The sequence below is a fragment of the Pseudomonas sp. 22490 genome, from assembly GCF_052044465.1.
Lineage (GTDB): Bacteria > Pseudomonadota > Gammaproteobacteria > Pseudomonadales > Pseudomonadaceae > Pseudomonas > Pseudomonas aeruginosa.
Map to the genome: position 1 here is coordinate 23,443 of NZ_JBQENS010000028.1, position 23,543 is coordinate 46,985.

General features: G+C 63.8%; 27 protein-coding genes. 13 read left to right on the plus strand and 14 right to left on the minus strand.

Going from position 1 to position 23,543, the window contains the following annotated elements:
• Window positions 1-7 precede the first annotated feature (7 nt).
• Window positions 8-964 (plus strand): hypothetical protein, encoded by a 957-nt coding sequence (locus ACTJJX_RS25960; protein WP_003102379.1) that lies wholly within the window; start codon window positions 8-10, stop codon window positions 962-964.
• A 16-nt stretch (window positions 965-980) separates the two neighbouring features.
• Here the strand turns inward: ACTJJX_RS25960 and ACTJJX_RS25965 are convergent, their stop codons facing one another.
• Window positions 981-1,256: an acylphosphatase gene (locus ACTJJX_RS25965; RefSeq protein ID WP_003102385.1), complete on the minus strand. Its 276-nt coding sequence runs from the start codon at window positions 1,254-1,256 to the stop codon at window positions 981-983.
• Complete coding sequence (locus ACTJJX_RS25970) at window positions 1,256-1,720, minus strand: TlpA disulfide reductase family protein (protein WP_003102387.1); 465 nt, start codon at window positions 1,718-1,720, stop codon at window positions 1,256-1,258. Before ACTJJX_RS25970 ends, ACTJJX_RS25965 begins: the two co-directional genes overlap by 1 nt.
• Window positions 1,721-2,064: 344 nt before the next feature.
• Between ACTJJX_RS25970 and ACTJJX_RS25975 the strand changes: the two genes are divergently transcribed.
• Window positions 2,065-2,448, plus strand: a complete 384-nt coding sequence (locus ACTJJX_RS25975) for a hypothetical protein (protein ID WP_003109947.1) — start codon at window positions 2,065-2,067, stop codon at window positions 2,446-2,448.
• A gap of 10 nt (window positions 2,449-2,458) precedes the next feature.
• Here ACTJJX_RS25975 and ACTJJX_RS25980 read toward each other — a convergent pair whose 3' ends face one another.
• Window positions 2,459-2,644, minus strand: coding sequence for a hypothetical protein (locus tag ACTJJX_RS25980; protein WP_003112577.1), 186 nt, complete (start codon window positions 2,642-2,644; stop codon window positions 2,459-2,461).
• A gap of 158 nt (window positions 2,645-2,802) precedes the next feature.
• Window positions 2,803-4,038, minus strand: coding sequence for a YihY family inner membrane protein (locus ACTJJX_RS25985; RefSeq protein WP_016851911.1), 1,236 nt, complete (start codon window positions 4,036-4,038; stop codon window positions 2,803-2,805).
• Between the two features lie 124 nt (window positions 4,039-4,162).
• Between ACTJJX_RS25985 and arsC the strand changes: the two genes are divergently transcribed.
• From arsC to ACTJJX_RS26000, 3 genes are read left to right on the plus strand one after another with little or no spacing between them, the layout of a single operon-like run.
• Entirely contained in the window at window positions 4,163-4,516 is a 354-nt protein-coding gene (gene arsC, locus ACTJJX_RS25990; RefSeq protein ID WP_003112580.1) for an arsenate reductase (glutaredoxin), read from the plus strand.
• Entirely contained in the window at window positions 4,513-5,109 is a 597-nt protein-coding gene (gene wrbA / locus ACTJJX_RS25995; protein WP_003102394.1) for an NAD(P)H:quinone oxidoreductase, read from the plus strand. Before arsC ends, wrbA begins: the two co-directional genes overlap by 4 nt.
• Window position 5,110: 1 nt before the next feature.
• Window positions 5,111-5,530 carry a DUF2069 domain-containing protein gene (locus ACTJJX_RS26000; protein ID WP_003117100.1) on the plus strand — a complete coding sequence of 140 codons (420 nt, stop codon included), beginning with the start codon at window positions 5,111-5,113 and terminating at the stop codon, window positions 5,528-5,530.
• Window positions 5,531-5,710: 180 nt separating this feature from the next.
• Here ACTJJX_RS26000 and hda read toward each other — a convergent pair whose 3' ends face one another.
• Window positions 5,711-6,415 carry a DnaA regulatory inactivator Hda gene (gene hda / locus ACTJJX_RS26005; RefSeq protein WP_003102398.1) on the minus strand — a complete coding sequence of 235 codons (705 nt, stop codon included), beginning with the start codon at window positions 6,413-6,415 and terminating at the stop codon, window positions 5,711-5,713.
• Between the two features lie 201 nt (window positions 6,416-6,616).
• Complete coding sequence (locus ACTJJX_RS26010) at window positions 6,617-7,654, minus strand: DUF2066 domain-containing protein (RefSeq protein ID WP_003112582.1); 1,038 nt, start codon at window positions 7,652-7,654, stop codon at window positions 6,617-6,619.
• Window positions 7,655-7,867: 213 nt separating this feature from the next.
• On the opposite strand from ACTJJX_RS26010, the gene purM reads away from it, so the two are divergent.
• From purM to ACTJJX_RS26025, 3 genes are read left to right on the plus strand one after another with little or no spacing between them, the layout of a single operon-like run.
• Window positions 7,868-8,929: a phosphoribosylformylglycinamidine cyclo-ligase gene (gene purM, locus ACTJJX_RS26015; protein ID WP_003109942.1), complete on the plus strand. Its 1,062-nt coding sequence runs from the start codon at window positions 7,868-7,870 to the stop codon at window positions 8,927-8,929.
• Window positions 8,929-9,597 carry a phosphoribosylglycinamide formyltransferase gene (gene purN, locus ACTJJX_RS26020; protein ID WP_016851912.1) on the plus strand — a complete coding sequence of 223 codons (669 nt, stop codon included), beginning with the start codon at window positions 8,929-8,931 and terminating at the stop codon, window positions 9,595-9,597. The genes purM and purN overlap by 1 nt, the downstream gene beginning before the upstream one ends.
• A complete protein-coding gene (locus ACTJJX_RS26025; protein WP_003086061.1) occupies window positions 9,590-10,306 on the plus strand; it encodes a DUF3108 domain-containing protein in 717 nt (238 codons plus the stop codon). The genes purN and ACTJJX_RS26025 overlap by 8 nt, the downstream gene beginning before the upstream one ends.
• A gap of 53 nt (window positions 10,307-10,359) precedes the next feature.
• On the opposite strand, the gene ACTJJX_RS26030 is transcribed toward ACTJJX_RS26025, so the two are convergent.
• Window positions 10,360-10,920: a MarR family winged helix-turn-helix transcriptional regulator gene (locus ACTJJX_RS26030; protein ID WP_003112585.1), complete on the minus strand. Its 561-nt coding sequence runs from the start codon at window positions 10,918-10,920 to the stop codon at window positions 10,360-10,362.
• Between the two features lie 115 nt (window positions 10,921-11,035).
• Between ACTJJX_RS26030 and ACTJJX_RS26035 the strand changes: the two genes are divergently transcribed.
• The 4 genes from ACTJJX_RS26035 to ACTJJX_RS26050 all read left to right on the plus strand — a co-directional run bounded on the left by ACTJJX_RS26035 (window position 11,036) and on the right by ACTJJX_RS26050 (window position 12,152).
• The gene (locus ACTJJX_RS26035; RefSeq protein ID WP_003117103.1) at window positions 11,036-11,269 is read left to right on the plus strand and encodes a glutaredoxin family protein; all 234 of its coding nucleotides are present in this window, start codon (window positions 11,036-11,038) and stop codon (window positions 11,267-11,269) included.
• Window positions 11,270-11,280: 11 nt separating this feature from the next.
• Window positions 11,281-11,535 carry a DUF2024 family protein gene (locus ACTJJX_RS26040; protein ID WP_003086057.1) on the plus strand — a complete coding sequence of 85 codons (255 nt, stop codon included), beginning with the start codon at window positions 11,281-11,283 and terminating at the stop codon, window positions 11,533-11,535.
• Window positions 11,536-11,540: 5 nt separating this feature from the next.
• Window positions 11,541-11,867: a Rho-binding antiterminator gene (locus ACTJJX_RS26045; RefSeq protein ID WP_003086055.1), complete on the plus strand. Its 327-nt coding sequence runs from the start codon at window positions 11,541-11,543 to the stop codon at window positions 11,865-11,867.
• Window positions 11,868-11,960: 93 nt separating this feature from the next.
• Window positions 11,961-12,152 carry a hypothetical protein gene (locus tag ACTJJX_RS26050; protein WP_003454532.1) on the plus strand — a complete coding sequence of 64 codons (192 nt, stop codon included), beginning with the start codon at window positions 11,961-11,963 and terminating at the stop codon, window positions 12,150-12,152.
• Between the two features lie 40 nt (window positions 12,153-12,192).
• Here the strand turns inward: ACTJJX_RS26050 and ACTJJX_RS26055 are convergent, their stop codons facing one another.
• On the minus strand, window positions 12,193-13,521 hold the full coding sequence (locus ACTJJX_RS26055) for a Wzz/FepE/Etk N-terminal domain-containing protein (RefSeq protein WP_003117106.1): 1,329 nt from the start codon (window positions 13,519-13,521) through the stop codon (window positions 12,193-12,195).
• Between the two features lie 187 nt (window positions 13,522-13,708).
• Window positions 13,709-14,248 (minus strand): DUF2058 domain-containing protein, encoded by a 540-nt coding sequence (locus tag ACTJJX_RS26060; RefSeq protein WP_003086049.1) that lies wholly within the window; start codon window positions 14,246-14,248, stop codon window positions 13,709-13,711.
• 232 nt (window positions 14,249-14,480) lie between these two features.
• On the opposite strand from ACTJJX_RS26060, the gene lpxO2 reads away from it, so the two are divergent.
• The gene (gene lpxO2 / locus ACTJJX_RS26065) at window positions 14,481-15,419 is read left to right on the plus strand and encodes a lipid A hydroxylase LpxO2 (RefSeq protein ID WP_003086047.1); all 939 of its coding nucleotides are present in this window, start codon (window positions 14,481-14,483) and stop codon (window positions 15,417-15,419) included.
• Between the two features lie 42 nt (window positions 15,420-15,461).
• Here the strand turns inward: lpxO2 and mazG are convergent, their stop codons facing one another.
• From mazG to pirA, 5 genes are all read right to left on the minus strand, one after another.
• Window positions 15,462-16,292, minus strand: a complete 831-nt coding sequence (gene mazG / locus ACTJJX_RS26070; RefSeq protein ID WP_016851913.1) for a nucleoside triphosphate pyrophosphohydrolase — start codon at window positions 16,290-16,292, stop codon at window positions 15,462-15,464.
• A 104-nt stretch (window positions 16,293-16,396) separates the two neighbouring features.
• Window positions 16,397-18,640, minus strand: coding sequence for a GTP diphosphokinase (relA, locus tag ACTJJX_RS26075; RefSeq protein WP_003086042.1), 2,244 nt, complete (start codon window positions 18,638-18,640; stop codon window positions 16,397-16,399).
• Between the two features lie 84 nt (window positions 18,641-18,724).
• Window positions 18,725-20,077 (minus strand): 23S rRNA (uracil(1939)-C(5))-methyltransferase RlmD, encoded by a 1,353-nt coding sequence (gene rlmD, locus ACTJJX_RS26080; RefSeq protein ID WP_016851914.1) that lies wholly within the window; start codon window positions 20,075-20,077, stop codon window positions 18,725-18,727.
• An 8-nt stretch (window positions 20,078-20,085) separates the two neighbouring features.
• The gene (gene cysM / locus ACTJJX_RS26085) at window positions 20,086-20,985 is read right to left on the minus strand and encodes a cysteine synthase B (protein WP_016851915.1); all 900 of its coding nucleotides are present in this window, start codon (window positions 20,983-20,985) and stop codon (window positions 20,086-20,088) included.
• A 249-nt stretch (window positions 20,986-21,234) separates the two neighbouring features.
• Entirely contained in the window at window positions 21,235-23,463 is a 2,229-nt protein-coding gene (pirA, locus tag ACTJJX_RS26090) for a TonB-dependent siderophore receptor PirA (RefSeq protein WP_003117107.1), read from the minus strand.
• Window positions 23,464-23,543 lie beyond the last annotated feature (80 nt).

A 23,543-nucleotide genomic window follows, 5' to 3' on the forward strand; every position in this document is an offset into this window, starting at 1 on the left:
CGTAACGATGCCCACCGGAAGACCCCTGCGCCTATTCGCCGCCGCCCTGTGCGGCGGCCTTCTGCTGAGCGGCTGCGCCAACCAGTTGCCGCAGCGTAGCGAGCATGAGGAGCGCGTCGAGCGGAAGCTGCTCGAACACACCCTGCAAGTCGATGTCGGCCAGCCCGATGTGCTCGAACTGCCGCAGCGCCGGGTCCGGATCAACGACCAGAAGTCCTTCGAGGTCACCGAGTTCGAGGTGACGCGCCGTTACGACCGCTATACGCCGTACCAGGCCTGGCGGGAGATCTACGAGATCCCGTTGGGCGCGGTGGCGCTGGTGGCCGGCGTCGGAGCGAACATCGTCAACGTGGTGACCTTCGGCAGCGTACCGGACAACATCACCCACGGCTGGATCAACTACGGACTGGCCGGGGTGAATCCGTTCATGAACGTGGAATCCAACGGTCGCGCCGAACAGAATCTCGCGAGCATCGACGAGAAACAGCGCGACAAGCGCCTGGAATACTCCAGCCTGCCCTGGGCGGAGCGTCCGGTCCTGGTCAGTTCCGGCAAGGAACTCAACGAACTGCTTACCGACCGTCATGGCGTGCTGCGCCTCAACCTGCTCGACAGCCCCTTCGCCGAACAGGACATCAGCCGCATCTCGCAGATACACCTTTCGGTGAGCGACCCACAGGATGGTACCCGCGCCGATGCCAGCCTCCGCGTCAGCCGCAGCCTGCGCGGCAAGCTCCTGGAAGCTCACGCCCTGATCTATGACGACCTGGAAGGCGATGACGTCCACCACTGGGTCCATCGGGTGAAACGCCTCGCGGAGCTGGGCCTGGAAGAAGAAGCCAGCGAACTGGAACAGAGCCTGATCGAGCTCACGCGCAACGACCCCGAACTGCAGCAGCAGTTCATGCATGCCCTGCTCCGGGATGCCGGTCGCCTGGCCGCGGACCCTGGCGAGACGCCCTGACGGCGAACTCGCCTCGTCAGCGACGGACGACGAAGCCAGCGATCCCCTGCAGCGGCATTTGCTCGACCTCGACCGCAGAGACCTCCGCGTGCCGCGGGCCCCGCCCCAGCCATCGCTCCAGGGCTTTCGCCCGGTCCTCCTCGCCCTCCCAGACGACTTCGACACGCCCGTCATCCAGGTTTCGCACCCAACCGTCGAGTTCGAGGCGATCAGCCTCTTCCCGGGTCGCCTGACGGAAACCGACGCCCTGTACCCGGCCGCCGACATAGGCATGCAAGCAGATCCTCGCCATCAGCGTCCCTCCCGCAAAGCCTCGAGCTGTTTCAATATGCCATCGGCCGTCTGCTCGCCCAGCAGACGCTGACGCATTTCCCCCCGAGCATCGACGATATAGGTGACGGGCAACGCTTCGCTGCGAGGGAGCTTGAAGCGAGGCGCCGGATCATCGGCCAGCACGGTGAAGCGAATCCCCATGCCATCGGCCGACTTCTTCAACTCGGCATCGCGCAGGCCATCGAAATTCACGCCAATGACGCGCCCGCCCTGCCCTTCCAGCACCTGCGCAAGGCGATTCATCTCCGGAATCTCGGTCCGGCAGGGCGCGCACCAGTCAGCCCAGTAATTGACCACCAGCCAATGCCCGTCCAACTGCTCCGCAGCGACAGGACGCCCGTCCTGGTCGACTCCGTAATCCGCCGAACAGCCCGCGAGAAACAACACCGCAGCAGCGCCCAGCGGGCGTAGCCAACTCCCCATGTCAGGAACCTCTCGAGTCAGGAAAACTTCGGCCGGACCAGGGCAACCCGGCGCGGCACTATGGCGAGACCTTACTGGAAGCCATCCACCTCTGCAAAACCGAGTGGAGACGAATATGGGAAGAAGAAGCCCCGATACTTCCTACAAGGCACAAAGTGCGAGAAGAGTCACGACGATCGCCGTCGAACCGCACAGTTTGACGCAAAGGACCACCCCTATAATCCGCGTGCCACACACGACACGACGACTCAACCGGCCGTATGCCCAGGCATCGGCAGGATCGACTTGGGGAGAAGTCGAGAGCGACGAGTCCGAAGCCCTTTTAAACGGACACACTGCTGCTTATGAAAGACCATCTGATCGGAAGCGTCCCCGCACACCTGGTGGATGCCGCACGCCCGACCCTGACAGCCCACGAGGGCCTGGTCGCGGACTACAACATTGCCGCCTGGCTACATCTTCCGGATGCCTGCGACCTGCTGGTGTCACTGGTGGTCAGCTATCTGGATGGCGGGCGCCAGCGCGAAGTGGCGGTGGATCACGGACGAATCGACCGCCAGCAACGCATCCTGCTTTCCGGCATTGCCCGCCTGCCCGTACGGCAGAAAGTGGAGAACATGCAGGTACGCCTGAAGTCGGCGACGGCCTTTTCCCGACTGGTCGTGGAGGAGTTCTTCGTACAAGCGGTGGAGCAGGAAAACAGGTCCCAGCAGGTGTCCGAAGCTTGAGCCGGATCGCTCAGCCCTGGCGCACCTGATCGAGCAGGGGTTCGTCCCGCGCTTTCTCAGGCGACGGTTCGCTGACGCTGCGCGCCGGCACCAGCGACTCCGGCCAACTGCTGAACTGCAGCCCGGTAATCCGGTTCAAACGCTCAAGCGCTGCCTGCTCATCCTTGTGATGCAAATGGACGACCTTGTTCGACATTGGGAGCATGAACGGGAACCTCGGCGGAACTACGGAGTGAAACGACTGTCACACGAGGGTTTGCCAGAAGCGTGCCAACAGCGCTTTCCCTGCGCTTGCTGGGGTTCCTCCGGCAGCATGCAGCGCCTCATGCACATCGTTCGCCGCAAACTGACACTTTACGTCACCTTCGCTCCCGAGGTTCCGTCCGCCAGCCAGTGGGCCAGGCTTTCTCCGAACAGCGCCTCCTGCTCCACCTGCAAGCGCTCCATGGCCTGCTGGAACGGCGGATACCACGCCTCGTCCAGATTCGCAGGCATGCGCTCTCGGCTAGGCATGGGCCAGGGGCAGCGATTCAGCAAGCGATGCAGACTGTAGGCGCCAAGATCCCGGCACAGCACCCACTCGCCTCCGCCGGCGCGGCAGACGAACTGCTCCTCCTCGAGAAAGTCCAGCAGTTCCTCCCACTCATCCTCGGGCAACAGCCAACCCGCACGATGCAAGTGGGTCAGGCGCAGCGACTGTCCAAGCTGCTGGCGCTGGTGGAACACCCTCAGCACGCCGAGCAGGACGATCAGCTTGGGCAGCGAGCGCCGCCGCCAGAGACGGGAAGAAGAGAGATTGCAGACCAGCACCGCGCCGAACAGAACGATCATCCAGGAAAGATAGATCCACAGCAGGAAGATAGGCACGGTGGCGAAGGCACCGTAGATCAACTGGTAGCCGGGAAACAGGCTTACGTACAGCCCGAACAGGGTTTTCGCGGCTTCGAACAGTACCGCGGTGAACACGCCGCCCATCAGGGCATGGCGCACCGGGACCCGGGCGTTCGGGACCGCCGAATAGAGCAGGGTGAAGGCCGCCACGCTGAACGCCAGCGGCATCAGCCCCAGCAGCGTCTCCGCGCCCGGCAACGCGTCCGGGCCATGGAGCAGCGACAGCGAAGTGATGTAGGTGGTCACGGCGAAGCCGGCCCCCAGCAACAATGGGCCCAGGCTGAGGATCGCCCAGTAGAGGAGGAACCGCCCGACACCGCGGCGTGGCTGGCGAACCCGCCAGATCTCGTTGAAGGCTTTCTCGATGGTCACCAGCATGGTGAAGGCGGTGACTGCCAGAAAGACCACCCCGACCCAGGTCAGGTGCCGGGCCTGGGTGGTGAAACTCTTCAGGTAGGTTTCCACCGCTTCTCCAGCGGAAGGCACGAAATTGCGAAAGATGAAAGTCTGGATCGACTCGCCCATGCCATGGAATGCCGGAATCAGCGAAAGCATGGAAAACATCACCGTCATCATCGGCACTACCGCGAACAACGTGGTGTAGGTCAGCGCCGCCGCGCTGTTGGGAGCCTTGTCGGTGACGAAGCGATGAGCGAGGAAGCGAGCGAACTCGACCCCATCGTTGAAATGTTCGCGCATGCCCTCTCCTTGAAGTCGCGCCGGTTCTTCGCCTCTCGGGGCGGTACTTCGCGCCGACGGGTTCAGTCCTGGTCGACGAGGCGGTTAGAATAGCCGTCACTTCACCGGCCATGCGACCCCTGACATGAGCGAACTGATCCTGTTGCACAATCCGCGCTGCTCGAAATCCCGCGCAGCGCTCGAACTGCTCGAAGCCCGCGGCCTGCAACCGCAGGTGGTGCGCTATCTGGAAACCCCGCCGAGCGCCGCCGAGCTGAAAGCGATCCTGGCCAAGCTCGGCATTCCCGCCCGCCAGTTGCTGCGGACCGGGGAGGACGAATACAAGGCCCTCGGCCTGGATGAGCCCAGTCTTGGCGAAGAGGCCATCATCGAGGCAATGGCCAGGCATCCGAAGCTGATCGAGCGCCCGGTGCTGGTCGCGGGTGACAAGGCGGTGGTTGGCCGGCCTCCGGAAAGAGTCCTGGAGATCCTCGCTTGAGCAGTCCCTACATCCTGGTGCTGTACTACAGTCGCCATGGCGCTACCGCGGAAATGGCCCGGCAGATCGCCCGTGGCGTCGAACAGGGCGGCTTCGAGGCGCGCGTACGCACGGTTCCCGCGGTATCCACCGAATGCGAAGCGGTCGCCCCAGACATCCCCGCGGAGGGGGCGCTGTACGCAACCCTGGAGGACCTGAAGAACTGCGCGGGCCTGGCCCTCGGCAGCCCGACCCGCTTCGGTAACATGGCTTCCCCGCTGAAATACTTCCTCGACGGTACCAGTAGCCTGTGGCTGACCGGCGGCCTGGTCGGCAAGCCGGCAGCGGTCTTCACCTCCACCGCCAGCCTGCACGGCGGCCAGGAGACCACTCAGTTATCGATGCTGTTGCCGTTGCTGCACCACGGCATGCTGGTCCTGGGCATTCCCTACAGCGAACCCGCCCTGCTGGAAACCCGCGGCGGCGGCACGCCTTACGGCGCCAGCCACTTCGCCGGCGCCGATGGCAAGCGCAGCCTCGATGAGCACGAACTGACCCTGTGTCGCGCGCTGGGCAAACGCCTGGCGGAAACCGCCGGCAAGCTGGGGAGTTGAAATGGCCCGCAAGAACAAACCGCTGCCCGAAGTAGTGTGGCTGCAGCCGCGCCTGGCGCTCAGCCGCGCCATCAGCCTGGGAAGCTTCGTCGGCCTGGTCCTGCTCATCCTCATTCGCGACCTGATCTACGCGGACGCCCATGGTGCGGCGAGCTGGGTGCCCTGGCTGGTCCTCGCCTTCAAGCTGCTGCCGCTGCTGGTGGTGGCCCCCGGACTGCTCATGGGCAGCGCGCGCGGGCATGCCTGGGCCTGCTACGTGGTCAACCTGTATTTCATCCTCGGCGTACTCGCCGCCTTCGATCCCACGCAGCGCCTGTTCGGCTGGGCCGAAGTGCTACTCAGCGTGACCTTGTTCTGCGCCGCGCTGCTCTATACGCGCTGGCGATTCCAGTACGACCGACGGCTCGCCGGGGAACGCTGATGGTAAGGCAGGAGCCCCCTCCTGCCCTGCCGACCGCCGGGAAGCCTGCGGACAGCCAGCGCTCCGATACTGCCGGCGCATGGATGGAGAGACGGATAGAAGGCGGTCACTTCCTGCCGCAAGCGAAACCCAAGGACTGCGGCACGGCCATGCGGGAGTTCGCCGACGGACTGTCGACGCTTACCAGCCGAGGGTTTCCTTGAGGAAAGGAATGGTCAGCTTGCGCTGAGCCTGGAGCGAAGCGCGATCCAGTTGCTCCAGCAGATCGAACAGAGAGTTCATGCTGCGCGAACCGCGGTTGAGGATGAAACGACCGACTTCATCGGTCAGATGCAGGCCACGACGGGATGCCCGCAGTTGCAGGGCACGAAGCTTGTCCTCGTCGGAAAGACCGTGCAACTGGAAGATCAGCGCCATGGTGAGGCGGGACTTCAGGTCCGGCAGCTTGACCTGCAGCTCCCGGGGCGACTTCGATGCCGCCAGCAGCAGGCGCCGACCGGTATCACGCAGTCGATTGAACAGGTGGAACAGCCCCTCTTCCCATTCTCGCTTGCCAACCAGCACATCCAGGTCGTCGATGCAGACCAGCTCGCACTGCTCGAGATCGTCGAAGATTTCCGGGCCGTACTGCACCAGATCGGCCATCGGCAGGTAGATGGTTCGCTCTTCGAACTGCTCGAAACGCAAGCAGGCCGCCTGCAACAGGTGGCTGCGGCCGACGCCGTCGTGTCCCCAGAGGTAGATGAGGCTTTCCGCCCAGCCAGCCTCGGCTTCGCACAAACGCTCGACATATCCCAGTGCCGCGGCATTGGCACCGGGATAGTAGTTGGCGAAGGTGGCGTCGTCGCGCAGACGCACACTGAGGGGAAGCTGAATAGGTTTCATGCCAGGCTGGGCGGACAATCCGAAAACGCCGCAGGAGTCACCGTAAAGGCTGCAAAGTTTATACGCCTCGGCAAGGCCGCACAATGAGCAACTAGGCAAGCAAAATCAAAGGTTTGCCGATAGCCGAGGCTCCTTGCCCAGAGCATCGGCCGGTCGCGCGCCGGCCCGCTCCGTTGCATAGAAGCGGATCGGCGCGCCGACTCACTGCCAGCGGAAATTCAGTTGGGTCGACGACGGCACCGCCGCGCTGGGCGCTGCGGGCTGGCCGGAGGCATCCAGCGGTACGCTGTCGGCCGGGATTTCCTGCAACTGCGCCAGGCCCAGCTGGGCACGCAATTGCTCGGGACTGGCCTTCACGGAATAGTCGAGGCGATCGCCCCGCACGCCTACCAGACGCGCGCCGAACGGATCGAGCAGGCGTTGCAACTCGGCATAGCGTGCCAGTGTCGCGCCCTGGACCTGGAGGGTCAGGCCGGTCGCCGCTTCCGGCGTGGCAACGAAACGAGTGGACAGGCGGTTGCCGACGGCCAGCATCACGCTGTCTGCCAACGCGTCGGGCGTAGCGCCTTCAGCCTGGCCTTGCTCTCGCGAATCGCCCATCCACAGCCGCCATTGCGCCTGCCATTTGCCGTCCGCCTCCTTGGCGTCCACTGCCAGCAAGGCATCGGCGGCATAACGCTCAGAGGCTGCGCGCAGGGCATCGGGTTGGGCGGCGGTGAGGTTTTCCGGGGTACCGACGATCTGTTCGTCGAGATCCGCCAGAGGCAGGCGCAACGGCAAGCCGCGGTTCTGCGCCGCACGCTTGAGCGGTTCGGCCGAGGCCTGGTTGTCACCGACCAGGGAGCTGCCATCGGCGCTTTCGTTCAGCCACCAGGCCAGCACCGCCGGCCGGTTGGCGCCCCAGCTCGGCAGGCCGGCGGCCCGCAGCGCATTACCGGTGGCGGTCGGATCGAAATCGACCACCAGCGCCAGCGGCGGACCATTTTCGAAGGCGTACTGGCTGATCAGTTGCTGCGGATCCTTCAGGTACCCCGCCAATGCCGGGTTCTGCGGCGCCTGCGGATTGCCGGTCAGGCGCACCAGCAGGGTCTGCAGGGCTCGCACCAGTCCGGCATCGCGCTCCCCGGGCTGCTGCGACGAAACCGGCTCGTGGACCTGGTAGAGATTGGGGACCGTTGCCGCGAAGACGGGCAAGCCTAGCAGGGAAAAACAGAGAACGAAGAGTCGGGCTATGCGCATGGAGGGCTCTCGACGAACGGATGGGAACGGCGGCGACGAGCTGTGAAGGCCGCGCAAGTGGACCTATACCTTAAACAGCAGTCCGTCCAGCGGCAACCGAGATGGCCGCTGCGTGGCAAGCCTGATAAAATCGCGCGCCTTCAAAACCGGCAAACAGCGTTGCACGCCTGGGCGGCCGGCCGATCTCCGAATTACCCCTATAGGCCTGGATTTATGAGCAGCAAGCAACCCTCGTTGAGCTACAAGGACGCTGGTGTGGACATCGACGCCGGCGAAGCCCTGGTGGAACGCATCAAAGGCGTGGCCAAGCGCACCGCACGCCCGGAAGTGATGGGCGGCCTCGGCGGCTTCGGCGCCCTCTGCGAAATCCCGGCCGGCTACAAGCAGCCGGTGCTGGTATCCGGCACCGACGGGGTGGGCACCAAGCTGCGCCTGGCGCTCAACCTGAACAAGCACGACAGCATCGGCCAGGACCTGGTGGCGATGTGTGTCAACGACCTGGTGGTCTGCGGCGCCGAGCCGCTGTTCTTTCTCGACTACTACGCCACCGGCAAGCTCAACGTCGACGTCGCCGCCACCGTAGTCACCGGCATCGGTGCCGGTTGCGAACTGGCGGGCTGTTCCCTGGTCGGCGGCGAGACCGCCGAAATGCCCGGCATGTACGAAGGCGAAGACTATGACCTGGCCGGCTTCTGCGTCGGCGTCGTGGAAAAGGCCGAGATCATCGACGGCTCCAGGGTCCAGGCCGGCGACGCGCTTATCGCCCTGCCCTCCTCCGGCCCGCACTCCAACGGCTACTCCCTGATCCGCAAGATCATCGAGGTTTCCGGCGCCGACATCGAGCAGGTCCAACTCGACGGCAAGCCGCTGGCCGACCTGCTGATGGCGCCGACCCGCATCTACGTCAAGCCGCTGTTGCAACTGATCAAGCAGACCGGCGCGGTCAAGGCCATGGCTCACATTACCGGCGGCGGCCTGCTGGACAACATCCCGCGCGTCCTGCCGGACAACGCCCAGGCCGTGATCGATGTCGCCAGCTGGAACCGTCCGGCGGTATTCGACTGGCTGCAGGAACAGGGCAACGTCGACGAGACCGAGATGCATCGCGTACTCAACTGCGGCGTCGGCATGGTCATCTGCGTGGCCCAGAGCGACGCCGAGAAAGCCCTGGAAGTCCTGCGTGCCGCCGGCGAGCAACCCTGGCAGATCGGTCGCATCGAAACCTGCGGCGCGGACGCCGAGCGCGTGGTCCTGAACAATCTGAAAAACCACTGATGCCGAAACTCTGCAATGTCGTGGTGCTGATTTCCGGCTCCGGCAGCAACCTGCAGGCGCTGATCGACAGCCTCCGGGACGGCGCCACGCCGGCCCGGATCCGCGCGGTGATCTCCAACCGCGCGGACGCCTATGGCCTGGAACGCGCGCGCCAGGCCGGCATCCAGGCCGAGGTGCTCGATCACAAGGCCTATGCCGATCGCGAAAGCTTCGACCAGGCCCTGGCACAACGGATCGATGCCCATGAACCGCACCTGGTGATCCTTGCCGGGTTCATGCGCATCCTCAGCGCCGATTTCGTTCGCCATTACCAGGGGCGTCTGCTGAATATCCATCCCTCGTTGCTGCCGCGCCACAAAGGGCTGCATACCCATCAACGCGCCCTCGAAGCCGGCGACCGCGAGCACGGTTGCAGCGTGCACTTCGTGACGGAGGAACTCGATGGGGGGCCACTGGTCGTACAGGCAGTAATCCCGGTAGAGTCGCAAGATACGCCGGAACGCCTGGCCAGACGGGTTCACGAGGAAGAACACCGGATCTACCCGCTGGCCATGCGCTGGTTCGCCGAGGGCCGCTTGCGCCTGGGCGAACAGGGCGCCCTGCTGGATGGCCAGGCCCTGCCTGCCACCGGCCATCAGATTCGCACCAAGGAGATTCGCAATGCGTAAAGCCATGCTGTTCCTGCTGACGCTGCTGACCCTGCCGGCCTATGCTTTCGAGCTGAAGCCGTTCACCGCCAGCTATACCGCCGACTGGAAACAGATGCCCATCAGCGGCAACGCCTCCCGCAGCCTGAAGGCTCTCGGCGACGGCCGCTGGCAACTGGACTTCGAGGCCTCCATGCTGCTGGCCAGCCTCAACGAAGTCAGCACCTTCAAGGTCGAGAACGACACCTTCCTGCCGCAGACCTACCGCTTCGCCCGCCAGGGTCTGGGCAAAGGCAAGCAGATCGAACTGGACTTCGACTGGTCGCAGAAGCAGGTGCTCGGCAGCGACCGCGGCGATGCGGTGCGGCAACCCCTGAATCGCGGTCAACTGGACAAGTCCACCTATCAACTGGTCCTGCAGCATGACGTTGCCGACGGCAAGAAGAGCATGAGCTACCAGATCATCGAGGGCGAGGATGTCGATACCTACGACTTCCGGGTTCTCGGCGAGGAAAAGGTACGCACCCAGGCTGGCCTGATCAACGCGATCAAGGTCGAGCGCGTGCGTGATCCGGGCAAGAGCAACCGCAAGACCATCCTCTGGTTCGCCAAGGACTGGGACTACCTGCTGGTCCGCCTGTACCAGATGGAAACCGACGGCAAGGAATACCAGATCATGCTCAAGGAAGGCACCATCGACGGCAAGACCGTCACTGGCGAAAAGAGCTGATCCCCCCTCCCACGAAAAGCCGGGCCATTGCCCGGTTTTTTATTGCCCGCGGATCAGCCGCAGGCCTGGTGCTCGCGGCAGATCAGTTCGGCATCGGCATCGCTCAACGGCTCCCCGGTTAGACCGCAGAAGGGCGAACCCGCACGCCGTTGATGGAACCGGCAGGACCGACAAAGGCCGAAACCAGGCACATCCTCCTGACGCTGGATGACGACCAGAAGATCACGCAACAAGCCTTGCAAGTGTTCGCCCTTCTCGCCCAGTGCCGTGACGGCCTGCTCGAGGAACTGCGGCGGAATCACCGCCTCGATCAGCGCGCGCCCCGCATCGGTCAGCCGCAGATGAACGCTGCGCCGATCCCGCGCATCCGGCAGCTTGCTGATCAGCCCCCGCCCTTCCAGCACCTTGAGCGATTGCGACACTGTGCCCTTGGTCAAGCCGAGGTATTCGGTCACGCCCAGCGGAGTATCCGAATAGCGATTACAACGCGCCAGGTAATGCAAGGCGCTCAACTGCACCGGCTGCAGCTCAGCCACCAGCGGCTGCTCGCGGGACCAGGCACGCATCAGGCTGGTCAGCCTTTCCAGATAATCGTAAAGGGCGATGGCGGACATGGGATACCTCCTTGCCAATATAGTATCGACTAAAAACATGTTTGACAAAGAGGTCGCGCCTTGTTTAGGCTGAAAACGTATCGTATCGATACTAAATTCCTACAGGAGAATCAGCATGACCAAAGCCATCTACTACCACGCCGGCTGCGCAATCTGTGTCGAAGCCGAACGTTCCTTGCTGCCATTGCTCGATCGCAAGCAGGTGGACATCGAAGTGGTCCATCTCGCCGAACAATCGGCACGCATCGCCGAGGCGGAAAAGGCCGGGGTCAGGTCGGTTCCTGCCCTGGTTGTCGACGGACAGGTACTGCACCTTAACTTCGGTGCGGCGCTCAGCGATCTGAAATAAGGAGAACGGCCATGGAGGTGAAGATCTTCGACACCCATGTGCGAACCCGCGACGGCCGCTACCTGCACTTCGATGTCCTGGTCACGGAGGAACTGGGGGCTCGCGCCGGCGAGTTCGCTCGACGCTGGCTCGCCGGAAGAGGCATAGACGAGGCCGATATCAGCCAGGGGCATTGCAGCTACTGCCATAGCGAGATTGCGACAGCAGAGGTTGCCGAAGCCATTCGGCTCCATGGCCATTACATCCTTCCCCTGGAAGGCTGTTGAGGCCAATGGACAGCTACCACCCGATCGCCTGCGATCTCCATGACTACCTGGAGATCGCCTGCCTCTACCGCTACCGGTTGCTCCTCGAACTCGAGGACGGTGTTCGCTTCGAAGCCGAGGCGCGCACGACGCATACCCGGGCCGTTCGGCCAGGCGGCGGCAAGGAGGAATACCTTGAGGTGGCCGTCGAAGGAGCGACTCTGCTGCTGCGCCTGGATCGCCTGTTGGCGATTACCGCCCTCACGGAAGCGGCCTTGTTCGGCCGCATACGCCTGAGGGAAGAGGCCTGTTCCAGAGCATCCGGCATGCCACCTTCACACCTTGGAAACTGAAAAGGTTTTTCTCAATTCCAGGGCTATTTGATTAGCCTGCTATTGAAATAGGCTGGATTTGCCTTGATGCAGATCAACCCTGGAGCAGAAAAGATGAGTGTGACAGTGACCGAGCGTGACGATGACCACAAATCCCGCGAGCTGCGTGCGCTTGGCCGCCGCTGCTGGGACGTGCATCAGCAGGGACTGCTGGTTGGCGTCTTCCATAACGAGGATGACGCCCACGCCTATCGGATCAAGCTGGAGAAAGAAGAAGAACTGCGACAGATAGGTAAATCGGCCTGAACCATGCGCCCCCGCGTACTTCGGGGGCGCACCTTTGGTCTCAGGTCCCCGAAAGGCTCCGGTCGAGACTGACGACTCCCGGCGGCAGGCTATCTTCCTGTACCCGTTGCCGAGGGGCACGCAACATTGCCCGAACCAGAGCCACCAGCACGCCGAACACCAACCCGCCCAGGAGACCCAAGGCCACCACCAAGGCCTTGCGCGGCTTGATCGGTTTCAGAGGGGTCGAAGCCTTCTGGTCGATCCGCACCAGTTCGATCTTCAGCTCGCTCGCCTTCAGAGTCTTGAGGCGCGCCTGCTCTCCACGCAGCTTGTCGATGTTTTCGAAGAAACGCTCCTCGCCCTTTCGAGCCTGCAGGTATTGCACTTCACGGTTGTTCTCCAGCTGCTTCAGCTCCTGCTGGATCTTCGCCACGCGGGGCTCGGTGAAGTCATCGCCCTTGCGTTTGAGCAAGGTATCGCGCTCGGCGGTCAAGGCATCGACACCCATGAAATACAGGGGTATCTGCTGGTTATTCACCTCGGTGCGGAAAACGCTGCGCGAGCCATCCTGCCCGACCTCTCCCAGTGCGCCCGGGGTCGTCGGCTTGACGATCCCCAGCCGGGTGGCGATCTGGATAGCCTCGTTGAGCTGCTGGATACGCGAATCGCGCACCATCTTCAGCCGCCCGCGCAACGCCTTGAGCTCATCCTCCAGGCCGGCCCGCCGGATGCTGTCCGCTTCCAGCAACCGGGCGATCTTGCCCTCCTTGGTAGCCTGGTAACTGGCACGCTTGCCTTCGATATCCTGCTCGAGGAATTGCAGGCGACCGTCGATACGTGCCTGGAGGTCGTCCAGGATTCGCTGGCGCTCGTTCTCGATGGTCGACGCGAGCATGCCGTTGAGAATGGCGGCACCATCCATGCCCTGGGGATACTGCATGGACAAGCGGAAGAAAGGCGCCGCCTGGGGGTCCTTCTTCAAGTCCGCCTGCTGCATGCTGAAGGCATCCTGGTTGAACTTCCAGAAAGCCTGCTCGGGGGACAGGCCCTCGGCGTTCAATTGCTGGAATAGCTCTGGATGGGCTTCGAAATACTCCAGCCTGCCGGAGTAGGCTGCCAGCTCGTTGCCGACGCGATCCAGCGCTTCCCGCGGAGTCAGGGCATACAGCCCGTTGACATTGACAGCCTCCAGGGCCTTGGTCTGGATTGGCCGCAACAGGACATCCACCTGGTAGGTTGGAACAGCCAACAGCGCGTAGGCGAGCGCAGCGGCGGTCGCCAAGGCCGCGATCAGCGCTATCAGCCATTTCGACGCCCACAATTGCTGGAACAGCTGAACGAGATCGATCTCCGAGGGCGAAGCCCCCGGAAGCTGTGAGGAAGGCATACCAACGTCCTTTTCGATAGGCGGCTAGCCCACAGATGCACGCAAAGGCAACCGTAGGATATTTCTGAGGAAAGGCATTATGCTATCGAAACGAAATCATCGGTAGTTATTTTAGAACTGCTTCGCATTCCAGAATTGGTAGTTGACCGGCATCCGTACCGGTCAAGCGACACTCCGGATGCGGGCCTCACCACATGAGATCGTCGGGCACCACATAGTCCTTGTAGGGATCGTCTTCGTCCGGCTCCTGGCTCTGTACGTTGAGCAGCACCACCCGCCGCGGATCGCGCTCCTGGATCTTCACCGCCGCATCCCGGGGCACGATCTCGTAGCGTCCGTCATAGCTGACGATAGCCAGGCTGCCTCGGCTCAGCTTGTCGCGGATCAGGTCGTTGACCGCGATCCGCTTGACCTTCTTGGCGTCGACGAAATTGTAGTAGTCGTCGCTTTCCAGCTTGGGCAGGCGCGTCCCTTCGATAAGTTGCTTGATCTGCGCGGCCTTGGCCTTCTTCTCGGCTTTTTCCTGCTGCTGGCGGTTCAACTCCTGGTCGCGCGCCAGCTTTTCCGCCTTGGCCTGCTCCGCCGCCTGGCGCTGGGAGTCGTCCTTGTCGACCTGGTTCTTGTGCTCCAGGCGCTGCTGTTTCTGTTTCTGCTTGGTGGCCTGCTTGGCCTGTTTCTCATTGACCAGCCCGGCTTTCAGCAACTGGTCACGCAATGACATGCTCATTCGTCAACGACTCGCTCGCGTGGCACGCCCGGTGGGGTGCGGCATAATCTTCCAGCCGACTGGGGTTCAGCCGGCCCTCGCAGGGGGTATAATCCTCCAGCCTCAGCCGCCTCAACGCAAGTCTCGGCGGCTCGCAAACTGCCACGCATGCCCTGGAGACCCCTCCCTACCGTCCCGAGCACCCGCAGGCACTCCTCCCGGCCCCTGATATCGAAGGCATGGAAAGCAAGGCATGAGCGTTTCTCTCCTGGTAAAAGTCACTCTGGTGGGCCTGTTCGTCGCCAGCGTCCTGTTCGTCCATTTCCGTGGGCGCGCGCGCTTGCCCTTCCTGCGCCAACTGGTCAACCACTCCGCCTGGTTCGCCCCCTACAACTCGCTGATGTACCTGTTCTCCAGCGTTCCCTCGAAGCCCTATCTGGATCGCAGCCGTTTTCCGGAGCTGGACGAACTGAAGAACAATTGGCAAACCATCCGCGAAGAAGCCCTCAACCTGTTCGACGAGGGTTATATCCGGGCTGCCCTGAACAATAACGAAGCCGGCTTCGGCTCGTTCTTCAAGAAAGGCTGGAAGCGCTTCTACCTGACCTGGTACGACGGCCCGCTGCCCTCCGCCCAGCAGCTCTGCCCGAAGACCGTAGAGCTGGTGAGCCGCATCCCCAACGTCAAGGGCGCGATGTTCACCCTGCTTCCCGGCGGCAGCCACCTGAATCCGCACCGCGACCCCTTCGGCGGCTCGCTGCGCTATCACCTCGGCCTGTCCACGCCGAATTCGGACAACTGCCGCATCTACGTCGACGGCCAGCCCTACGCGTGGCGTGATGGCGAAGACGTGATGTTCGACGAAACCTTCGTCCACTGGGTGAAGAACGAGACCGAGCAGACCCGGGTGATTCTCTTCTGCGATATCGAGCGGCCGCTCCGCTCCCGCCTGCTGACCCGCCTCAATCGCTGGATCAGCGGCATTCTCGGGCGTGCGACCGCACCGCAGAACGTCGAAGGCGAACGCGTCGGCAGCATCAACCAGGCCTACTCGGTCGCCATTCGCGGCGGCAATGCCATCGGCGCCCAGGTGAAGCGCTTCAAACGCGCCTACCCGAAGGCCTACCGAATCCTCCGCCCGGTGCTGGCGGTGATCCTGCTGGTCATCCTCTATCGTTGGATCTTCGGCTGATTCAGATGCCGTGGCAGCCCGGCTGCCACGGTAATTTTCCCATTAACAGCCGGGCGCGCTCCTCTCCGCTTTCTTAGCCTCGCCCCAGAGGCTGTCCAGTTCCTCCAGCGAACACTCTTCGGCTTTCCGGCCGACTTCGCGCAGGTTCCGCTCGATGAACCGGAATCGCCGCTCGAACTTGCCGTTGGCCTGGCGCAGAGCAGCCTCCGGATCGACCTTGAGATGCCGGGCCAGGTTGACCACGACGAACAGCAGGTCGCCAACCTCCTCGCCCACGGCACCCTCGTCACCCTCTGCCATCGCCTCGAGGACTTCGTCCAGCTCCTCGCGAACCTTGTCCACCACCGGCAGCGCTTCCGGCCAGTCGAAGCCGACCTGCGCCGCGCGCTTCTGCAGCTTCGCCGCCCGTGACAACGCCGGCAGGGCGACAGGAACGTCATCCAGCAGCGACAACTGCTGCGGCTCCTTGGCCTTGGCGGCACGCTCCTCGGCCTTCAGTTCTTCCCAGCGCTGCTTGACCGCCGCTTCGGCCAGCTTCGCCGCATCGGGCTTGCCATAGAGATCGCCATCGAGGAATACGTGGGGATGTCGACGGATCAGCTTGCGGGTGATGCCGTCCACCACCTCGTCGAAAGCGAAGCGATCCTCTTCGCGAGCCAACTGGCTGTAATAGACCACCTGGAACAGCAGGTCGCCCAGTTCCTCGCGCAATTGCGGGAAATCCCCCTGCTCTATGGCGTCCGCTACTTCGTAGGCTTCTTCCAGGGTGTGCGGGACGATGGTCGCGTAGCTCTGCTGGAGATCCCAGGGGCAGCCGAATTCGGGATCGCGCAGGCGCGCCATGAGGTGGAGCAGGTCGTCGAGTCGGTACATGGGTATCTCGGGTCTTCAGTGAACGGTCCGGGCATTCTGCCCTTTCCGGAAACGAAAAGGCCACGGGCAGCCTGCGAGCGCCCGTGGCCTGTTTCCACCTCGCCTCAAGGCGTACGGTTGCGCCGCGCCTCGATGATGTTGGGCAGTTGCGAGACGCGCGCCAGCAGGCGTCCAAGAGCGTCCAGACCGGGAATCTCGATGGTCAGTTGCATGGTCGCGGTGTTGTCTTCCTTGTTCGAACGGGTATTCACCGCCAGAACGTTGATCCGCTCGTTGAGCAGCACCTGGGACACGTCGCGCAACAGGCCGGAACGATCATAGGCACGGATCGCGATATCCACCGGATAGGTGCGAACCGGCTCCGGCCCCCAGCTGACCTGGATCATCCGCTCCGGTTCGCGTCCCGCCAGTTGCAGCGCGGTGGCGCAATCCTGGCGGTGGATGGTGACCCCACGGCCCAGCGTGATGTAGCCGACGATGGGATCTCCCGGCAGCGGCTGGCAGCAGCCGGCCATCTGCGTCAGGAGATTGCCGACACCCTGGATCTGCACGTCGCCGCGCTTGCCGTGGCCGATCTTGCTCGGCTTGCGCGGGATCAGTTCGAGTTGCTCGCTGTCGCGGTCCGGCTCGACCAGTTGCTGGGCATAGTTGACCAGGTGCGCCAAGCGCAGGTCGCCGGCGCCGAGAGCGGCGAACATATCCTCGGCGGTACGCACGTTGGCCTTCTCCGCCAGCCGGTCGAAATCCACCGGCGGCAGCGCCAGGCGCGACAGCTCGCGTTCGATCAGGGCCTTGCCGGCAGCGACGTTCTGGTCCCGCGCCTGCAGCTTGAACCAGTGGACGATCTTCGCCCGCGCCCGGGAGGTGGTGACGTAGCCCAGGTTGCTGTTCAGCCAGTCGCGGCTCGGACCGCTGTGCTTGCCGGTGATGATCTCGACCTGCTCGCCGGTCTGCAGGCTGTAGTTCAGCGGCACGATGCGTCCGTTGATCTTCGCCCCGCGGCAGTTGTGCCCGACTTCAGTGTGGACCCGATAGGCGAAATCCAGCGGGGTCGCGCCCTTGGGCAGGTCGATGGCATGGCCGTCGGGAGTGAAGACGTAGACCCTGTCCGGCTCGATATCGACCCGCAGTTGCTCCGCCAGGCCACCGATGTCGCCCAGTTCCTCGTGCCATTCGAGCACCTGGCGCAGCCAGGAGATCTTTTCCTCGTAATGGTTGGAGCTGGCCTTGACGTCGGTCCCCTTGTAGCGCCAGTGCGCGCAGACTCCGAGCTCCGCCTCTTCGTGCATGGAGTGGGTACGGATCTGTACTTCCAGCACCTTCCCCTCGGGGCCGATCACTGCGGTATGCAGCGAGCGATAGCCGTTTTCCTTGGGGTTGGCGATGTAGTCGTCGAACTCCTTGGGAATGTGCCGCCAGAGGGTATGCACGATGCCCAGCGCGGTGTAGCAGTCGCGCATCTCCGGAACGAGCACGCGCACGGCGCGAACGTCGTAGATCTGGCTGAAGTCCAGGCCCTTGCGCTGCATCTTGCGCCAGATCGAATAGATGTGTTTCGCCCGTCCGCTGAGATCGGCCTGTACGCCGGTGGCCGCGAGAGCTTCCTTCAACTGGCTCATCACGTTGGCGATGTACTGCTCGCGATCCAGCCGGCGCTCGTGCAGCAGCTTGGCGATCTGCTTGTACTGGTCGGGCTCGAGGTAACGGAAGGACAGGTCCTCCAGCTCCCACTTGATATGCCCGATGCCCAGGCGGTGGGCCAGCGGCGCGTAGATATCGAAGACTTCCCGGGCGACGCGGTGGCGCTTTTCCTCGTCGGCGTTCTTCACCGCGCGAATGGCGCAGGTGCGCTCGGCCAGCTTGATCAGGGCGACGCGAACGTCGTCGACCATCGCCACCAGCATCTTGCGCAGGTTCTCCACCTGCGCCTGGGTACCCAGCACCATGGAATGGCGCGGATTGAGGCTGGCGCTGATCGCGGCCATGCGCAGCACGCCCTCGATCAGCTTGGCCACCACCGGCCCGAAATGCTTGTTGACCGCTTCCAGGGTGATCTTGCCTTCCCGCACGCCTCGATAGATGACCGCGGCGACCAGGGACTCCTGATCCAGCTTGAGGTCCGCGAGGATCTCGGCGATTTCCAGTCCGGTCTGGAAGCTGGACGTGCCTTCCGCCCAGGAGTTCTGTGCGGCGATCGCTCGCTGCTCGGATTCGCGAGCGAACTCGCAAGCCTCCAGCAAGCCCTGACGATCGAGCCCGGGGACGAGGTTCTGGACGTGGTCCAGCCAGGCCTCGAGGTTGATACTGCCGTCGGTGTTGACCGGCTGGTGCGCTCTCACCTGTACCATCTTGCCTACCCTTTACCACGGTGCGCGTAGCCCACCGATGACTGCGCCAGCCTTCGAACGGGCTGGTCGGATTACGCAGGCATCCTAGCCTGCCTCGAACAAAGCCATGGCCTCGACATGTGCGGTCTGCGGAAACATATCGAGGATTCCGGCGCGCTTCAGACGATAGCCCTGCCTGGCCATTTCGCCAGCATCGCGCGCCAGGGTCGCCGGATTGCAGGATACATAGACTACCCTCCGGGCACCCAGAGAACTCATTTCGCGTACCGCCTCGAACGCGCCGTCGCGCGGCGGATCGAGCAGCACAGCGGTAAAACCTTGCTCCGCCCAGGGCGCTTCGGCAAGCGCTTTGGACAGGTCGGCCTGGAAAAAGTGCGCGTTGCCAAGGCCATTGGCCAGCGCGTTGGCGCCTGCCCGCTCGACCATCGCCGCCACGCCCTCCACCCCGACTACCCGCGCCACCCGGCGCGCCAGCGGCAGGGAGAAATTGCCCAGCCCGCAGAACAGGTCGAGGACCCGCTCGTCGGCGGTCGGCGCCAGCCAGTCAAGGGCCTGGCGGATCATCGACTCGTTCATCGGCGCATTGACCTGGACGAAGTCTCCGGGTCGGTACGCCAGAGTCAGTTGCCAGTCACCCAAGGAGTAGCCCAGTTCGGCGGCCGGCTCCACCGGCAAGGGCTGTTCCGCACCTTGCAGCCAGAGCTGGGCCTGGTGTGCGGAGCAGAAAGCGGCCAGGCGCTGGCGATCCTCGTCGACCAGGGCCGTCGTATGCCGCAACAGCAATGCACTGGCCGTGCCATGGAAGAGCTCCACGTGGCCGATGCTTTCCGGCTTGCGGAAGTCCTGCAGAAGAGCAGGCAGGGCACGGGCAATCGTTTGCAAAGGCGGCACCAGGACCAGGCACTCATCGAAGGCGACGATCTCCTGGCTGGCCGAGGCACGGAAGCCGACATCCAGACGCCGCGCCCGGGCATCCCAGCGCACGGCGATCCGAGCGCGGCGCCGATAGCCGAATTCGGGCCCGACCAGAGGGGCGGCCCATTCTTCCGGCTCGATCCCGGCGAAACGCTGCAACTGCTCCTGCAAGGTACGCTGCTTCAGGGCCAACTGCTCGCCGTGTTCCAGGTGCTGCAGGGTGCAGCCGCCGCAGCGACCCGCTACAGTGCAGGGCTCGCGGCGACGCAGGTCGCTACTGCTGAACAGGCGCTCGCTGCGCGCGTCGACCACCTTGCTTCGTGCGCCCAGCACCCGGGCCTCAAGTTCCTCGCCAGGCAGCCCGCCGCTGACGAACCAGGTCATCCCCGCCTCGTGGGCGATACCTCGGCCGTCATGGGCCAGGCGCTCGATGGCCAGGCGCTGCTTCTTGCCTACCGGTATCGCGGGACCGCGCGCACCACCGCTGGGCTGGAAGCGCAGCCCGCCCTTATTTCTGGCCATGGACATGCTCAGCGCGGGTCATAGACGCCGGAAGACAGGTAGCGGTCGCCGCGGTCGCAGATGATCGCCACCAGCACGGCATTCTCCAGTTCGCGGGACAGGCGCAGCATCGCCGCCACCGCCCCACCGGAGGACACGCCGCAGAAGATGCCTTCCTCGCGGGCCAGCCGGCGCATGATGTCCTCGGCTTCGTCCTGGTGCATGTCGACGACCCGGTCGACGCGACTGGCGTCATAGATCTTCGGCAGGTATTCCTGCGGCCAGCGTCGGATTCCCGGGATGGCCGAGCCCTCCATGGGTTGCAGGCCGACGATCTGCACCGCCGGGTTCTGCTCCTTGAGGTAGCGCGAGACGCCCATGATGGTCCCGGTGGTGCCCATGGAGCTGACGAAATGGGTGATGCCGCCGCCGGTCTGCTGCCAGATTTCCGGGCCGGTGCTGTGGTAATGGGCTTCCGGGTTGTCGCCATTGGCGAACTGGTCGAGGACCTTGCCGCGGCCTTCGCGCTGCAGCTTGTCGGCCAGATCGCGCGCGCCCTCCATGCCCTCTTCCTTGCTGACCAGAATAAGCTCGGCGCCATAGGCGGTCATCGCCGCCTTGCGTTCAGCCGTGGAGTTGTCCGGCATGATCAGGATCATCTTGTAACCCTTGATCGCCGCCGCCATGGCCAGGGCGATGCCGGTGTTGCCGGAAGTAGCCTCGATCAGCGTATCGCCGGGGCGGATGTCGCCGCGCAGTTCGGCACGGGTGATCATCGACAGGGCCGGGCGGTCCTTCACCGATCCCGCGGGGTTGTTGCCTTCGAGCTTCACCAGCAGGGTATTGGAGGTTTCCCCGGGAAGGCGCTGCAGACGCACCAGAGGGGTATTGCCAACGCAGTCGGCGATAGTCGGGTACTGCACGGTCATGGAGGCACTCGTTCGGCACTGACGGTAAAGGCTGAGCATGATACCGGGAAACTGGGGCCGGACCCTAGCACCGCAATATCCGGTCATGCATGCCGATTCAGCCGAAAGACCGCCCGAAACGGCATGCGATGCGATGACCAGAGGCGTCCGAAGAGAAAACCTGGCGTTGGACAGCCGATGCCTGACCAACGCCAAAGAAAGGTCCGACAGGCGTTGCGCCTGCCGGTGAAAGCGCGTTGGCCGCGGCGATCAGAACGAGGTGGTCATCGAAACGTAGTAGGCGCGACCCGGCTCGTTGTAGGTTGCCGCGCCGGCGTCGAAGGAGTTGCCCTGGCGGTACAGGCGCTTGTCGAAGAGGTTGCTTACCCCGCCCCGTACGCTCAGGTTCTCACTGAAGGTGTAGCCGGCGCTGACGCCCCAGATGCCATAGGTACCCACCTCTTTTCGCGAGACCACCGGCGTGTTGCGGCTGGTGCCATGCTTCGGCGGCTCCTGGCGGCCGTAGATGGTGCTGGTCAGTTGGGTGGAAAGACGCTCGCTGGCCTGCCAGTCCAGGGTCGAGTTCAGGGTGTACTCGGGGATCACCGAAAGCGGGTTGCCGGTGTCCTTGTCCTTGGATTGCAGCATATAGGTCAGGTTGGTGCTCCAGCTCAGGTCCTCGTGAAGGGGGACCAGCAGGTTGCCTTCCAGGCCTTCGACCACCGCCTTCTTCGCGTTGCTCCATTGCAGGATGTTGTTACCGGTCCCGGTCTGTCCCATGACATCCAGCGGCGCGACGATCTTGTTCTTGTAGTCGTTGCGGAAGTAGGTGAGCCCGGCGACCCAGCCATCGCGCCGGAACTCGATGCCCAGTTCCTTGTTGACGCTGGTCTCGGCGTCCAGGTTCTCGTTGCCGACCAGGTAGCAGCCGCCGCTGCTGGTCTGGATCGGGCAGCCGTTGCCACGGGTATAGAGCAGGTAGTTCGGGTTGCTCTGGTACAGGTTGGGCGCCTTGAAGGCCCGTGCGATACCGGCCTTGACCGTGAAGTATTCGCCGAGCGTCTGGGAAGCGTTCAGGCTCGGGCTCCAGTTCAGGCCGAAGTCGCTGTGATCGTCCAGGCGCAGCCCGGGGGTGAGCATGGTGCCGGGGCGCAGTTCGATATTGTCTTCCACGTACAGCGCGCGGATCTCCGCCTTGCTTTTCGGGCTTCGCGAGCCGGCCGCGGGGGTCCCCGGCAAGCTATCGCTTCCCACGAAGCCCTGCTTGAGCGAGGACGGGTCGTTGAGGGTTTCCTTGTTCCACTCCGCGCCCACCGTCAGCACCTGCTCGAACAACGCATGCAACGGAAGGTTGAGTTCGCCGCTGAGGCGATAGTTCTCCAGCTTGCTGGTGCTGAACGAACGGTCGGCGCCGATCTGCCCCTCGACGGAACCGGCCAGCCCCTCCTCCAGACGGTTGTTGCGGGTGGAGTCGTACTGGGCGACGAACCTGGAAGTACCGAACGACCAGGTCCCGTTGTGGGTGATGGCGTAGTTCTCGCGATACATGCGGTTGGTCTCCGCACCGTCGTCGGCGAGTCCCTGGGTATTGGCGGTGCCGTTGTTGTTCTGGGTATCGCCGGCATAGATGTTGCCCTGTCGGCTGAAGCCCGCTTCGAAATCGACGACCTGGTCGGGGGTCACCTGCCACGACAGCATCCCGCTGAGATCGCGATTGCGTACCCCTTCGCGTCCGGCCACGGTACGGCTCGGGTTGACGGTATGTCCGAGGTTGATGTCGGTATCGTCCGAATCGGTCTTGTTCGCGCTGCCGTACGCGCGGAAGCTCAAGGCTTCGGTCAGCGGCCCGCTGAGGCTGAAGTTGGCGCGGCGCGTGGCGCCATCCTTGGAGCTTTCCGGAATGTTGGTGAACACCGTCATGGAACCACGCAAACGATCGGTCGGGCGCTTGGTGATGATGTTGACTACCCCGCCCGCCGCGCCGGAACCGTAGCGTGCCGCCGCGGGCCCACGGAGGACCTCGATGCGCTCGACCTCCTCCGGCGGCACCCAGTTGCTGTCGCCGCGGGTGTCGCGTTCGCCGCGCCAGCCGTAGCGCACCGAGTTGCGCGAGCTGACCGGCTTGCCGTCGACCAGGATCAGGGTGTTCTCCGGCCCCATGCCGCGGATGTCGATCTGCCGGTTGTTGCCGCGCTGGCCGCTGGAACTGTTGCCGGTGAGGTTGACCCCGGGCATGGTGCGGATGATCTCGGAGAGATCGTTCACCGGCGGGCGCTTCCTGATGTCCTCGGCGGTGATGATGGATACCCCCGGTGCCTGCTTGAGCTCCTGTTCGGCGGTGCCCAGCACCACCTCGTCACCCAGCTGGACCACCGATTCGGCGCGTTCGTCCAGTTCTTCCAGGCGCTCGTCCTCGGCCAGGGCCTGCCCGCCCAGCAGGCTCGATGAAGCGAAAAGGACGGCAGCGGCGAGATGGCCGCGACGGAATTGGGGGTACATGCGTGACTACTCCTGTCGAGGGAAAACGGGTAGCAGGCGAGCCACGAGGGATACGTTGACGTTTTTTCTGAAGCCTGGGT